This is a genomic window from Sphingomonas sp. Leaf343, from assembly GCF_001423765.1.
Taxonomy (GTDB): Bacteria; Pseudomonadota; Alphaproteobacteria; order Sphingomonadales; family Sphingomonadaceae; genus Sphingomonas.
Genome location: NZ_LMPG01000011.1, coordinates 26,870 through 39,444 on the forward strand (window position 1 = coordinate 26,870; position 12,575 = coordinate 39,444).

Genomic DNA, 12,575 nt, shown 5'->3' on the forward strand with positions numbered 1-12,575 from the left:
CGACGGTAGAACCGGCGGAAAGCACAGGAGAGCGATCATATGGCCGACCGACCCACCATTGGCGTCACCCCCTTCCTCACCATCCGCGGCCGCCGCGGTCAGGAGGCGCTGGACTTCTACGCCCGCGCGTTCGGCGGCGAGGTCGTGGAGCGCAACGTCGCGGAGGATGGCCAGCGGCTGATGCAGGCGGGGCTGAGGATCAACGGCGGCTTCGTCATGCTGTCGGACGAATTCCCCGAATGGCGCGGCGCGGCGGAGCCCGAGCCGCAGGGGGTGACGCTCCACCTCCAGGTCGACGACGCCAACCGCTGGACCGACCGCGCGGCGAAGGCCGGCGCGACCGTGACGATGCCGGTCGCCGACCAGTTCTGGGGCGACCGCTACGGCCAGGTCACCGACCCATTCGGCCACCGCTGGTCGATCGGTTCGCCGATCAAGTGAGCAAGCTCTCCCCTCCCCTTCAGGGGAGGGGCCGGGGGTGGGGCGCTTCCGCAAGCGGGCCGCTCGTTGAGAGGCCCCACCCCAACCCTCCCCTGAAGGGGAGGGAGTAGTTCGGCACTGCGTCGCGGGCTCCACCCGCCGACGTTCGTGCCGAGTTCGTCACCCAGCCCGCCGCTCCAGCGCCGCCGCCGCCTCGTCCATCAGTTCGGCGATGATCGCGGCGGTCGGCTCCTCGCGCTTGACCATGCCGACCGACTGGCCCGCCATGACCGAGCCATGCTCGACATCGCCGTCGATCACCGCGCGGCGCAGCGCGCCCGCCCAGTAATGCTCGATCTGCAACTGCGCCTCCGCCATCGCGACACCGCCTTCGTCCAGCGACAGCGCGACCTCCCGCTGCTTCGCGGTGAACAGCTCGCCGCCGGCATTCTTCAGCGCGCGTACCGGGATGACCGGCAGGCGCGGATCGATCTGCACCGATGCCACCGCATCGCGCGCCGACGCGCGCAGAAACGCCTTCTTGAAATTCGGATGCGCGATCGATTCGGTCGCGCAGACGAACTTGGTGCCTAGCTGCACGCCCGCCGCGCCCATCTCCAGATAGCCGGCGATCGCTTCGCCCCGACCGATCCCGCCCGCGACGAACACCGGCAGTTCGGCGGCGATCTCCGGCAGCATCTCCTGCGCCAGCACGCTGGTCGACACCGGCCCGATATGGCCGCCCGCCTCCATCCCCTCGATCACCAGCGCGTCGACGCCCGACCGGATCAGCTTCTTCGCAAGACTCAGCGCCGGCGCGAAGCAGATCACCTTCGCCCCCGTCGCCTTGATCGCCTCCAGCGAACCCTTGGGCGGCAATCCGCCCGCCAGCACGACATGGCCGACCCCATGCCGGCCACAGACCTCGATCAGCGCCATCAGGTCGGGATGCATCGTAATCAGGTTCACGCCGAACGGCCTGTCGGTCAGCGCCCTGGTCGCGGTGATCTCCCGGTCGAGCAGATCGACCGTCATCGCCCCGCACGCGATCACCCCGAACCCGCCCGCATTGGAGATCGCGGCGACGAGGTTACGCTCGCTGACCCACGACATCGCGCCACCCAGAATGGCGACCTCGCTGCCCAGAAAATCGGCCCCGCGCTGCATCAGGCGGGCGAGACGGGGCGAGGCAGCGGTCAGATCGTTCATCCCGCCTCCCTAGAACGCCCCGCCGCGGGAATGAAGGGGCGTTGGGTTGGGCGCTGGACTTGGCGAACTCCTCCCTTACGCAGCGTTGCTGGCGCAGGGGCGTACCAAACTAAGCAGGATTACTCCGGTAGCTTGGAGCAGACGTCGCGAACCGGATGGATTTGCCACGGTTCGGCTATCATCCGTCCGCGCCAGGTATCCTTTTATCTTCTTAAGTTTCTCTCTGGCAGGCCGCAGCATCGAAAAGGAAATTATGTCGGCCATCGAGCATCCGCGGCGTATGGTCCCGCCACCATGCTGCGGCGCTGGGGCTGCGATCGGCCAGCCGCTCCACCGCAGTCTTCGCGTTCACCGCATATCCCCGCACCTTGACGCTCTTCCCGGAGACCACCGCCCACATTTGAGCAAGCCAGCCGTCCGGCGCGGAGAGTACGCCCAGACCGCGCCACTCGCGCTCGCGCTGCGAGGCAAGCGGCAGCGACACACCAATCCACTCATCCCTGACCCAGTCAGGAGCCTCGCCCAGCGGGCGACGCACAATCTTGATGTCCATCAGAACATGCTGTCACGACTACGCTACGTCCGCAATCGGGAAGGTGTGATGGCCGTTGGACTGCCTGTCCTACACGCCAACGACCCTGTACAATCCCGCGCGACCGCTCTTTGACATCGCCGCGCCCACCAAAGATCGCCCGCCCGCGACATCCCGCGAAACGGCGCGTCGGACTAGCCCTGGCCTAATCTTCCGCGGCCGGGATCAGCCCGCGACCTCCGCGTCGAGGCCGTAGGCGGTGTGGAGCACGCGCACCGCGAGTTCGGTATAATCCTCTTCGATCAGCACGCTGACCTTGATCTCCGACGTCGTGATCGCCTGGATGTTGATCCCGCGCTCGCCCAGCGTGGTGAACATCGTCGACGCTACGCCCGCGTGGCTCTTCATGCCGACGCCGACGACACTGATCTTCGCGACACGGGTGTCGTGGACCAGCTTGTCGTACCCGATCGCGGGCTTCGCCTGTCCGAGCACGTCGAGGCTGCGGGCCAGATCGGCGGCCGGCACCGTGAACGTCACGTCGGTCGATCCGGTCGAATGCGCGACGTTCTGGACGATCATGTCGACGTTGATGCCCGCCTCCGCCAGCGGTGCGAAGATCGCCGCGACCGAGCCGGGGCGGTCGGGCACGCTGGCCAGCGTGATCTTCGCCTCGTTCTTGTCGTGCGCGATGCCGGTGATGAGCTGGCGTTCCACGTCGTCGATCTCCTCTTCCCCCACGATCATCGTGCCGGGCAGCGTGTCCGCCATCGGAGCATCGTCGCCGGTGAACGACGACAGCACCTGGACGCGGACGTTTTCCTTCATCGCCAGCCCGACGGATCGGGTCTGGAGTACCTTCGCGCCGACGCTGGCGAGTTCCAGCATCTCCTCATAGGTCACGCGCGCCAGCTTGCGCGCGCGCGGCACGATGCGCGGGTCGGTGGTGTAGACGCCATCGACATCGGTATAGATGTCGCACCGCTCCGCCTTCATCGCCGCCGCGACCGCGACCGCCGACGTGTCGGAGCCGCCCCGGCCCAGCGTCGTCACCCGCCCGCTGTCGGCGACACCCTGGAATCCGGGGATCACCGCGACCTCGCCGGCGGAGAGGCTGGCGTCGAGCGCGTCGGTATCGATTGTGCCGATCCGCGCGCGGGCGTGGGCGTCCGAGGTGTGAATCGGCAATTGCCAACCCAGCCACGACCGCGCCGGCACGCCGATCGCCTGCAACGCGATCGCCAGCAGGCCGCTGGTGATCTGCTCCCCCGCCGACACCACCACGTCGTATTCGCGCGGATCGTAGAGCGGCGACGCCTCCCGGCAGAAACCGACCAGCCGGTCCGTCTCGCCCGCCATCGCGGACACGACCACGGCGACCTGGTTGCCAGCGGCGACCTCCCGCTTCACGCGCGCGGCGACGCTGCGGATGCGCTCGCTTCCCGCCATCGACGTGCCGCCGAACTTCATCACGATGCGCGCCATCGGCGGGGGCAAACTCCTTTGTGGGAAAGCGGCGGCCCTGATAGGAACAGGGCATGAGTGAAGCAAGCAGCACGATCGTCGCGTCGGAAGCCGCGCATTTCGGCAAAATGGCGGCGGACTGGTGGGACCCGAAGGGCTCGTCGGCGATGCTCCACCGGCTGAACCCGGTGCGGCTGGGCTATATCCGCGGCGCGATCGATCGCCATTGGGACGGCGACGACACCAGCTTCTCGCCGCTGGCGGGCAGGACCGCGCTCGACGTCGGATGTGGGGCGGGGCTGCTGTCCGAACCGCTCGCCCGGCTGGGTGCGGCAGTGACGGGGCTGGACGCCGCGCCGGAGAATATCGCGGCAGCACAGGCGCATGCGGCGCTGACCGGACTAAAGATCGACTATCGCGCGGGCAGTGTCGAGCGGCTGGCCGGCGAGCGGTTCGACCTCGTCGTGTCGCTGGAAGTTATCGAGCATGTCGCCTCCCCCGCCGAGTTCGTACGTGGGCTTGCGGGCGCGCTGGCGCCCGGCGGGCTGATGATCCTGTCGACGCCGAACCGCACGCCGTTGTCGCGCCTGACGCTGGTGGGCCTCGCCGAACAGACCGGCATGATCCCGCGCGGGACGCACGACTGGGATAAATTCCTGACACCGGACGAGCTGACGACCCTGCTCGCCAGCGAGGGCCTGATCGTCAGCGACGTTCGCGGCGTCGCCCTGTCCCCGACGCGCGGGTTCGTGCTGAGCGATTCGGTGCAGCTGGACTATATCCTCACCGCGACCCGCGCCTGAAGCGGGACGGCGCCGGCGGTCAGGCGGCGGTGTCTCCGGCGGCATCATCGCCGTCCCCGTCGCGCTCCTCCTCACGCTCGGCGCTGCGTTCCAGCGCCGACTTCATCATCGCCGTGAACGGATCGGCCAGCGCCAGACCGAGGATGCCGAACAGCGCACTCGCCATGATCTGCATGCCCAGCGTCAGGGCCGGCGGCAGGTCCACCGTCTTTTTCGCGACGATCGGCAGCAGCACGTACCCGTCGAACGTCTGCACGATCAGATACGTCCCGATCGCCCAGAACCCGACATCGCTGCCCGCCGAAAAGCCCACCGCGATCATCAGCGCGCCGCTGATGAAGGCGCCGATATTGGGAATGAACGCCAGCAACCCGGTCAGGATGCCGAGGATCATCGCCATCGGCACCCCGCCCAGCATCAGCGCGAACCATGTCAGCACGCCCTCTGCGATCATCCCCAGAATGCGTCCGAACAGCAGCCGGCGCAGCGTCCGGCCCATGCGCTGCAACACGACCGAGAACTCGGCCCGATTGGCACGGGGCACCAGCCATTCCAGCCCACGCTGATAGACGCCGGGGTCCATCGCCACGAACAGGCCGATGACGAGGATCATGAACATCGTCGTCAGCGCACCGATCGCGGTGCCCACCCACGACGTGATCCGCCCGACCGATCCCAGCGCCTGCTTCGCGATGCCGTTGACGTCCGACGCACCCGGCATCAGCCCCTGCTCGCCGAGCCAGCCCGAAAAGCGGTTCGCCTGCACCTCCAGCGTAGAGCGCAACTGCGTGACCTGCGCCGTCACCTGCACGCCCGTCAGGTAGAAGGTGCCGAGCAGGAACGCGATGACCAGCACGACGACGATCAGCAGCCGCCATCCCCGCCCGATCGGCAATATCTTCCCCAGCAGCCGGACACCGCCGTCGAACAGGGCGGCCACGACCAGCCCGGCGAAGATGATGAGCAACGGCTGGATCAGCAGCACCGCGACCGCGATCGCGCAGATCAGGCCAATCCACACGCCGGCTCGCTTCAGTTCGATACGGATGAAGTCGTCGCGCAGCTCCAGCGGCGCGGCATTCCGGACCTTCGTCGGCTTGGGGTCCGGGTGGTCGGCCATTACCGGGCGGCGGGGCCGGTCGCGGGGTGGAGCGACGATCCCGCCCGGCCGCCGCGTAGCGATCCCGCCCAGGTCAACGGGTTGAGCGTCGCATCGCCGTCCAGACTGAACGTCACGAACTCCGCGCGGCCACCCAGATTCTCGTACGGCACCGGTCCGCCCAATCCCAGATCGGCGAGCGGGAACCGGCTGTCCGCCGAACGATCGCGATTGTCGCCCATCAGGAATACGCGGCCCTGCGGGATCTTGATCGGTCCGAAATTGTCGCCGGGGCTGAACCCCAGTTCGATCGTGTCGTAATGGCGGCCGTTCGGCAGCGTTTCGGTCACGGTCGGCAAGCGGCAGACCCCGCTGCCGTCAGGCAGCGTCTCGCGCGCGCCGGGGTAATCCGATTCGCGGCACGGGCTGTTGGTGTCGACGGGGATCAGCGTGTCGTGCACCGCCCCGCGCCTGACCGGAGTACCGTTCAGGATTACCACGCCGCCGCGCACCTCCAGCGTGTCGCCCGGCAGGCCGATGACCCGCTTGATATAGTCGTTGCGCGTTCCCGGCGGCGTCACGATCACCACGTCGCCCCGCGTCGGCAGCGATCCCAGCAGACGGCCCTTCGTGAACGGCAATTGCGCGCTCCAGCTATCGACCGGCTCGCGCAGGACCAGACCCTTGAAGATCGCGACCGGATTCGGGATCGTCGGCGACACGAACGACCAGCCATAGGCGAACTTCGTCACGACCAGCCGGTCGCCGACCCGCAATCCCGGCAGCATCGATTCGGATGGAATATAGAAGGGCTTGGCGACGAAGCTGTGGAATCCCAGCACGATCACGATCAGCCAGAAGATGCCCTTGACCTCGCTCCACCAGTCGGTGCCCGGCTTCCGGGCGAGCGGGGTCTTCGTACCTTCGTCGGTCTGGTTCAGCACCGTCGCCTCGTTCAACGTCGCTTCCTTCATTCGCTCGCGTCCCGCCGGGGAATGGCCTCGATCACGACGAAGGCCTGCGCCCAGGGGTGATCGTCGGTCAGGGTCAGATGCACCCGTGCGGCCATGCCATGCGGGACCAGCGCGTCAAGTGCCGCCTGAGCGCCACCGGACAGGGCCAGCGCCGGCGCGCCCGATGGTGCGTTGACGACGCCGATATCCCTCATGAAGACACCGCGCCTGAAGCCCGTCCCGACGGCCTTGGAAAACGCCTCCTTGGCCGCGAAGCGCTTGGCCAGCGTGCCGGCCTTGGTGAACGGCCGCCGCGCCGCCTTTGCTCGCTCGACATCGGTGAACACCCGCGCCTCGAACCGCTCGCCGAACCGCTCGATCGACTGGGCGATCCGCTCGATATTGCACAGGTCGGATCCTAGACCGACGATCATCGGACGATCCCGGCACGAACAGGCCGATCCCTACCCACGCGCCGCGTCCATCGCGTCGCGCATCCGCCGTACCGCCTCGTCCAGCCCGACGAACAGCGCCTCGCCGACGAGGAAATGGCCGATATTCAATTCCCGCACCTGCGGAATGGCCGCGATCGGTCCGACATTGTCGAACGTCAGTCCATGTCCGGCATGGACCTCGATCCCGTTCTTCGCCGCCAGCGCCGCCGCATCGGACAGCCGCCGCACCTCCTCCGTCCGCGCTTCCCCGTCCAGTTCGGCATAGCGGCCGGTGTGCAGCTCCACGACGGGGGCGCCCAGACGGATCGCCGCCTCGATCTGTCGCGCATCGGGTTCGATGAACAGCGACACGCGGATATTCGCGCCATTCAGTTCGCTGACGAGATGCTGGAGGTGGTTGTGCTGCCCCGCCGCGTCCAGCCCGCCTTCGGTCGTCCGCTCTTCGCGTTTTTCCGGTACGATGCAGGCCGCATGCGGCCGGTGACGCAGCGCGATGGCGAGCATCTCGTCGGTGGCCGCCATTTCGAGGTTGAGCGGGATCGTCAGTTCCGCAGCGAGCCGGGCGATATCGTCGTCGGTGATGTGCCGCCGATCCTCCCGCAGATGCGCGGTGATGCCATCGGCACCCGCGTCCGCCGCCAGCAGCGCCGCGCGCACCGGATCGGGATAGCCCGCTCCGCGCGCGTTCCGCACCGTCGCGACATGGTCGATATTGACGCCCAGACGCAGGATGCCGGTCATGCGCAGGCCGCCGCAGAGAGGATCGCATAGCTGGGGCCCCGGCCCTGCCAGATCTCCCCGAACTCATAATCCGCGCGATTGGTCACAAGCGCGATGACGATCCCCTTGTCCGGCATGATGACGTTGCGGACCTGAAACCGCCCGATGCCGCCACGGCGCTCGACGATCCGGACCGGCGCAGGGCAACCCTGCAACGGCGCACTGAACGTCCACTGGCCCAGCGCCATATATCCCAGTTTCGGATCGCCCGCCCACATCGCATCCCGCGCAGGCTCGCTGAGCAACTGACCCGACAGCAACGCGCGGTCGAACCCGGCCATGTCGGCAGCGGTCCCGACCAGCCCGCCCGCCGCGCCGTAGCGCATCAGCATCGCCCGCTCGGCGGCGTCCGGTCCACCCGGCCACGTCTCGTCCACCGTCGCCGACTGTGGCGTCACGAAATGCGCCGCCAGCCCCAGCGGCCCGGCGATCCGCTGCTGGAACAGGTCCGGCAACGTCAGCTTCGCCGTCCGCTCCAGCAGCGCACCGACGACGATGTAATCGCAATTGTTATACCGCCACTGGCCCCCCGCCGCCGCACGGCCTTTCAGGCACCAGCCCAGACCAGTCTCGCCACCGGTATAGAAGGCCGGGTCGCCATTCGCATCCTTGGGGCTGTCGTCCGGGTTGCGCAGACCCGCGCGATGCTGGAGCAATTGCCGCAGCGTCGGCGCATTCGCTCCCAGCACCGGCAAATACCGATTCGCCGGAACGTCGAGCGCCAGCCGCCCGGCATCGACTTCCTGCATCGCCAGCGTCGCCACGACCTGCTTGGTCACCGACGCCCATGGCCAGACCGACTCGTAGGTGAACGCTCCGGGCTGACCCTTCGCCGGCTGGCCAACGCCACCGCCCGCGATCCTGCGCGGACCCTGATATACGGAATATACGCCCGCGAAGCCGCTGGCATCCAGAGCCGCCTCGATCCGCAGGCGCGCCGCCGCATCGGCACGGGCCAGGGCCTGAGCCTGCTGCTCGCCCTGCGCCGTCACCGGGCTTGCCAGCATCAGCGCGACCAAGGTCAGCAATGCCCTCATGCCGCAGCCCGGCTCCCGGGCTTGATCGGCGGGATCGCCATCAGTTCGGGCGGCAACGCGTCGGGCGAATAGGTCGGGACCTCCAGCCGGATCAACGGATAGAACGGGATGCCGAGATCGGCGGTACCGTTCGATCGATCGACCAGCGCCGCGGCGGCGATCGCCTCGCCGCCTGCCGCCGCGATCGCGGCGATGGCCTCGCGCGAGCTGAGGCCGGTCGTCACGACATCCTCCATCATCAACACTTTCTGACCGGGTTCCAGGCGGAAGCCGCGGCGCAGGCCGAAGGTTCCGTCCGGCCGTTCGAGGAACATCGCCTCGACGCCCAGCGCCCGGCCCATCTCGTGCCCCGCGATCACGCCGCCCATCGCCGGCGACACGACCGCGGCGATCTGCGCCCGCACGCCCTCGGGGATACGCGCCGCCAGCGCCTCCGCCAGCCGCGCACCCCGCCGCGGGTCCATCAGCACCCGCGCACATTGCAGGTAACGCGAGCTGCGCAGCCCCGACGACAGGATGAAATGCCCCTCCAGCAGCGCGTCGGCCGCGCGGAATTCGGCGAGGACATCGTCGTCGGTCATGAAGGCTCTTTTCCAGGCTGGGGATGGTCCACCGGAGATAGGCGGCACCCCGGCGATAGGCAATGTAAAGCACTCCACCATGAATTCCGCCGGGAAATTACGCGCTGTGCCGCTTGAGGCGGATCACCCCCCGGCGTATAGGCCATGCCCAAACGGGCCGCTTGTGCCCGGATTCCGCCGCTTCCCGGGCATCCGGGACGGTCCAGAACGTGACACCCGCCGCGTGGCGGGTCATCGACCAACGGGGTAACGACAGACGATGGGCATCATGGGGTTCAAGCAGATCGCGATGGCGGCGGGGCTCGCGCTCACCGGCCTTGGGGCGGGCCTCGGCTCCGTCGCCGCGCACGCGGCCCCGACGCCGCAGGTGGCGAACGCGCCCGCGCCGGCACCGCAGGGTGCGGCCGCGCCGGCAGGCGTGTCGAACACCGCGCCGACCACCGCCGCCGCGACCCCGCCGGCCGCACCGGCAAGCCCGCTGCTCGCGGTCGACGGTGCTCCCGGCGCGCTGCCGGAGGCAGGGATCGGCCAGCCGACGAACGGTCTGTTCGGCCTTCAGCCGCAGGTCACGCGCAACGGCGAATTCGCGCACTGGATGCACAATGCCATCCTGTTCCCGGTCATCACGATCATCTCGCTGTTCGTGCTCGCGCTGCTGATCTGGGTGATGATCCGCTATCGCGCCAGTCGGAACCCGATTCCGTCCAAGACCTCGCACAACACCGCGATCGAGATCATCTGGACGCTGTTGCCGGTTGCGATCCTGGTCCTGATCGCGCTGCCGTCGATCGGCCTGCTCCAGGCGCAGTTCAAGCCGGCTCCGGCGGGTGCCGTGACGCTGAAGGCGATCGGCAACCAATGGTACTGGACGTATCAGTATCCGGACAATGGCGGCTTCGAAGTCACCGCCAACATGCTGAAGGAAAAGAGCGAAGTCACCGCCGGCCAGCGTTTCCGCACCGACGCCGACGGCCCCCGACTGCTCGCCGCCGACAACCGCATCGTCCTGCCGGTCGGCGTGCCGATCCGCCTCATCACGACCGCGAACGACGTGATCCACAGCTGGGCGGTGCCCGCCTTCTGGATCAAGCTCGACGCGATTCCGGGCCGCCTGAACGAGACGAGCTTCACGATCGATCGTCCGGGTCTCTATTTCGGCCAGTGTTCGGAGCTTTGCGGCGCGCGTCATGCGTATATGCCGATCGCGGTCGAGGCGGTTCCGCCGGCGCAGTTCGCCGCCTGGGTCCGCGCCAAGGGCGGCACGATGCCCGGAAGCAAGGCCCCTTCGTCGGCGGTAATCCCGCAGCCCGGCGCCCCCGGTTCCGCTGCCGAGAAGGCCGCGACCGACGCCACGGACGCGGCGACCGGCCCCACCGAAAACGCCACCGTCGCGGCCCCGACCGCGCCGCAGGGCGCGACCAACAACCCCGCCACCGGCAACGCTGGACAGTAAGATGACAGACACCGCCCTCCACCCGTCCGGCCCCCTCGGTTCGGGGTTCGTCGCTCACGACGCGCACGAGCATCATCACGATGCCGATCACAAGCCGGGCTTCTTCGCCCGGTGGTTCATGTCCACCAACCACAAGGATATCGGTACGCTGTACCTGATCTTCGCGATCGTCGCGGGGATCATCGGCGGCTCGATCTCGGGTCTGATGCGCGCCGAGCTGGCGCATCCCGGCATCCAGTATCTCGGAAGCTGGGCATCGCTGCTTCATGGCGGGCCGCAGAGCCTCGACCAGTCGCTCCACCTGTGGAACGTGCTCATCACCGCGCACGGCCTCATCATGGTGTTCTTCATGGTCATGCCGGCGATGGTCGGCGGGTTCGGCAACTGGTTCGTGCCGATCATGATCGGTGCGCCGGACATGGCGTTCCCGCGGATGAACAATATCAGCTTCTGGCTGCTGATCCCGTCGTTCACGCTGCTATTGGCGTCGCCCTTCTTCGGCGGCGCGGGCAATGGCTGGACGCTGTACGCACCGCTGTCGACCTATGGCGAGCCCGGACCGTCGACGGACATGGCGATCCTGTCGCTCCATCTCGCGGGTGCGTCGTCGATTCTCGGCGCGATCAACTTCATCACCACGATCTTCAACATGCGCGCGCCGGGCATGACCCTGCACAAGATGCCGCTGTTCGTGTGGTCGATGCTGGTCACCGCGTTCCTGCTGCTGTTGGCCCTCCCGGTCCTCGCCGCCGCGATCACGATGCTGCTGACCGACCGTAATTTCGGCACGACCTTCTTCGACCCCGCCGGTGGCGGCGATCCGGTGCTGTACCAGCATCTGTTCTGGTTCTTCGGCCACCCCGAAGTGTACATCATGATCCTGCCGGGCTTCGGCATCGTTAGCCAGATCATCGCCACGTTCAGCCGCAAGCCGGTCTTCGGCTATCTCGGCATGGCCTATGCCATGGTCGCGATCGGCGTCGTCGGCTTCGTCGTGTGGGCGCACCACATGTTCACCACCGGCCTGTCGGTGAACACCAAGATGTACTTCACCGCCGCGACGATGGTGATCGCAGTTCCGACCGGCATCAAGATCTTCTCGTGGATCGCGACGATGTGGGGCGGCTCGATGCGCTTCCCGACCCCGATGGTCTGGGCGATCGGCTTCATCTTCATGTTCACCGTCGGCGGCGTGACCGGCGTCGTGCTCGCCAATGGCGGCATCGACGATTACATGCAGGACACCTACTACGTCGTCGCCCACTTCCACTACGTGTTGTCGCTGGGTGCGGTGTTCTCGCTGTTCGCGGGCTTCTACTACTGGTTCCCGAAGATGTCGGGCCGTATGTACAGCGAGCTGCTCGGCCAGCTGCACTTCTGGGTGTTCTTCGTCGGCGTGAACGTGATGTTCTTCCCGATGCACTTCCTGGGTCTGCAGGGCATGCCGCGCCGCTATCCCGATTACCCGGACGCCTATGCGCACTGGAACACGGTCGCTTCGGTCGGCTACATGATCATGGCCGCGGGCATGGCGATCTTCTTCGTCAACCTGATCTGGTCGATGCTGGCGGGCAAGAAGGCTCCCGACAATCCCTGGGGCGAAGGCGCGACGACGCTGGAATGGACGCTGTCCAGCCCGCCGCCGTTCCACCAGTTCGAGACGCTGCCTGTGATCGACTCGGGCAAGGATCACTGATCCACCCGGCACGGACGGAGATACGAGAGGGCCTCGGAGGAAACTCCGGGGCCCTTTTCCATGCCGTTGGTTAACAGATCGGCCCGGAATCTT

The 12,575-nt window shown here is 67.5% G+C and carries 13 protein-coding genes; 4 read left to right on the forward strand and 9 right to left on the reverse strand.

Annotation, left to right across the window (positions count from 1 at the left end; all coding sequences use genetic code 11):
• Nucleotides 1-39 precede the first annotated feature (39 nt).
• Nucleotides 40-441, forward strand: a complete 402-nt coding sequence (locus tag ASG07_RS07655) for a VOC family protein (RefSeq protein WP_055844086.1) — start codon at nucleotides 40-42, stop codon at nucleotides 439-441.
• 159 nt (nucleotides 442-600) lie between these two features.
• Here ASG07_RS07655 and ASG07_RS07660 read toward each other — a convergent pair whose 3' ends face one another.
• From ASG07_RS07660 to ASG07_RS07670, 3 genes are all read right to left on the reverse strand, one after another.
• A complete protein-coding gene (locus ASG07_RS07660; RefSeq protein WP_055844943.1) occupies nucleotides 601-1,587 on the reverse strand; it encodes an NAD(P)H-dependent flavin oxidoreductase in 987 nt (328 codons plus the stop codon).
• Between the two features lie 253 nt (nucleotides 1,588-1,840).
• Nucleotides 1,841-2,182 carry a hypothetical protein gene (locus ASG07_RS07665; protein WP_055844088.1) on the reverse strand — a complete coding sequence of 114 codons (342 nt, stop codon included), beginning with the start codon at nucleotides 2,180-2,182 and terminating at the stop codon, nucleotides 1,841-1,843.
• Nucleotides 2,183-2,386: 204 nt separating this feature from the next.
• Nucleotides 2,387-3,646: an aspartate kinase gene (locus ASG07_RS07670; protein ID WP_055844090.1), complete on the reverse strand. Its 1,260-nt coding sequence runs from the start codon at nucleotides 3,644-3,646 to the stop codon at nucleotides 2,387-2,389.
• 53 nt (nucleotides 3,647-3,699) lie between these two features.
• Here ASG07_RS07670 and ubiG point away from each other — a divergent pair, with 53 nt between their 5' ends.
• Nucleotides 3,700-4,428 (forward strand): bifunctional 2-polyprenyl-6-hydroxyphenol methylase/3-demethylubiquinol 3-O-methyltransferase UbiG, encoded by a 729-nt coding sequence (gene ubiG, locus ASG07_RS07675; RefSeq protein ID WP_082474634.1) that lies wholly within the window; start codon nucleotides 3,700-3,702, stop codon nucleotides 4,426-4,428.
• A 19-nt stretch (nucleotides 4,429-4,447) separates the two neighbouring features.
• Here ubiG and ASG07_RS07680 read toward each other — a convergent pair whose 3' ends face one another.
• From ASG07_RS07680 to pyrE, 6 genes are read right to left on the reverse strand one after another with little or no spacing between them, the layout of a single operon-like run.
• Entirely contained in the window at nucleotides 4,448-5,548 is a 1,101-nt protein-coding gene (locus ASG07_RS07680; protein ID WP_055844092.1) for an AI-2E family transporter, read from the reverse strand.
• The gene (gene lepB, locus ASG07_RS07685) at nucleotides 5,548-6,501 is read right to left on the reverse strand and encodes a signal peptidase I (RefSeq protein WP_082474636.1); all 954 of its coding nucleotides are present in this window, start codon (nucleotides 6,499-6,501) and stop codon (nucleotides 5,548-5,550) included. The genes ASG07_RS07680 and lepB overlap by 1 nt, the downstream gene beginning before the upstream one ends.
• Nucleotides 6,498-6,914: a holo-ACP synthase gene (acpS, locus tag ASG07_RS07690; protein WP_055844095.1), complete on the reverse strand. Its 417-nt coding sequence runs from the start codon at nucleotides 6,912-6,914 to the stop codon at nucleotides 6,498-6,500. The genes lepB and acpS overlap by 4 nt, the downstream gene beginning before the upstream one ends.
• 30 nt (nucleotides 6,915-6,944) lie before the next feature.
• Complete coding sequence (locus tag ASG07_RS07695) at nucleotides 6,945-7,676, reverse strand: pyridoxine 5'-phosphate synthase (protein ID WP_055844097.1); 732 nt, start codon at nucleotides 7,674-7,676, stop codon at nucleotides 6,945-6,947.
• The gene (locus tag ASG07_RS07700) at nucleotides 7,673-8,752 is read right to left on the reverse strand and encodes a serine hydrolase domain-containing protein (RefSeq protein WP_082474638.1); all 1,080 of its coding nucleotides are present in this window, start codon (nucleotides 8,750-8,752) and stop codon (nucleotides 7,673-7,675) included. Before ASG07_RS07700 ends, ASG07_RS07695 begins: the two co-directional genes overlap by 4 nt.
• The gene (gene pyrE, locus ASG07_RS07705; RefSeq protein WP_055844101.1) at nucleotides 8,749-9,333 is read right to left on the reverse strand and encodes an orotate phosphoribosyltransferase; all 585 of its coding nucleotides are present in this window, start codon (nucleotides 9,331-9,333) and stop codon (nucleotides 8,749-8,751) included. The genes ASG07_RS07700 and pyrE overlap by 4 nt, the downstream gene beginning before the upstream one ends.
• 259 nt (nucleotides 9,334-9,592) lie before the next feature.
• On the opposite strand from pyrE, the gene coxB reads away from it, so the two are divergent.
• Nucleotides 9,593-10,786: a cytochrome c oxidase subunit II gene (gene coxB / locus ASG07_RS07710; RefSeq protein ID WP_236694593.1), complete on the forward strand. Its 1,194-nt coding sequence runs from the start codon at nucleotides 9,593-9,595 to the stop codon at nucleotides 10,784-10,786.
• Between the two features lies 1 nt (nucleotide 10,787).
• Nucleotides 10,788-12,482, forward strand: a complete 1,695-nt coding sequence (gene ctaD, locus ASG07_RS07715; RefSeq protein ID WP_055844103.1) for a cytochrome c oxidase subunit I — start codon at nucleotides 10,788-10,790, stop codon at nucleotides 12,480-12,482.
• Nucleotides 12,483-12,575 lie beyond the last annotated feature (93 nt).

Excerpts from the sequence above, each read along its gene's own strand:
- ASG07_RS07655 (WP_055844086.1), top strand. The coding sequence starts at position 40 with ATGGCCGACCGACCCACCATTGGCGTCACCCCCTTCCTCACCATCCGC.
- ASG07_RS07660 (WP_055844943.1), bottom strand. The coding sequence starts at position 1,587 with ATGCAGCGCGGGGCCGATTTTCTGGGCAGCGAGGTCGCCATTCTGGGT.
- ASG07_RS07665 (WP_055844088.1), bottom strand. The coding sequence starts at position 2,182 with ATGGACATCAAGATTGTGCGTCGCCCGCTGGGCGAGGCTCCTGACTGG.
- ASG07_RS07670 (WP_055844090.1), bottom strand. The coding sequence starts at position 3,646 with ATGGCGCGCATCGTGATGAAGTTCGGCGGCACGTCGATGGCGGGAAGC.
- ubiG (WP_082474634.1), top strand. The coding sequence starts at position 3,700 with ATGAGTGAAGCAAGCAGCACGATCGTCGCGTCGGAAGCCGCGCATTTC.
- ASG07_RS07680 (WP_055844092.1), bottom strand. The coding sequence starts at position 5,548 with ATGGCCGACCACCCGGACCCCAAGCCGACGAAGGTCCGGAATGCCGCG.
- lepB (WP_082474636.1), bottom strand. The coding sequence starts at position 6,501 with ATGAAGGAAGCGACGTTGAACGAGGCGACGGTGCTGAACCAGACCGAC.
- acpS (WP_055844095.1), bottom strand. The coding sequence starts at position 6,914 with ATGATCGTCGGTCTAGGATCCGACCTGTGCAATATCGAGCGGATCGCC.
- ASG07_RS07695 (WP_055844097.1), bottom strand. The coding sequence starts at position 7,676 with ATGACCGGCATCCTGCGTCTGGGCGTCAATATCGACCATGTCGCGACG.
- ASG07_RS07700 (WP_082474638.1), bottom strand. The coding sequence starts at position 8,752 with ATGAGGGCATTGCTGACCTTGGTCGCGCTGATGCTGGCAAGCCCGGTG.
- pyrE (WP_055844101.1), bottom strand. The coding sequence starts at position 9,333 with ATGACCGACGACGATGTCCTCGCCGAATTCCGCGCGGCCGACGCGCTG.
- coxB (WP_236694593.1), top strand. The coding sequence starts at position 9,593 with ATGGGCATCATGGGGTTCAAGCAGATCGCGATGGCGGCGGGGCTCGCG.
- ctaD (WP_055844103.1), top strand. The coding sequence starts at position 10,788 with ATGACAGACACCGCCCTCCACCCGTCCGGCCCCCTCGGTTCGGGGTTC.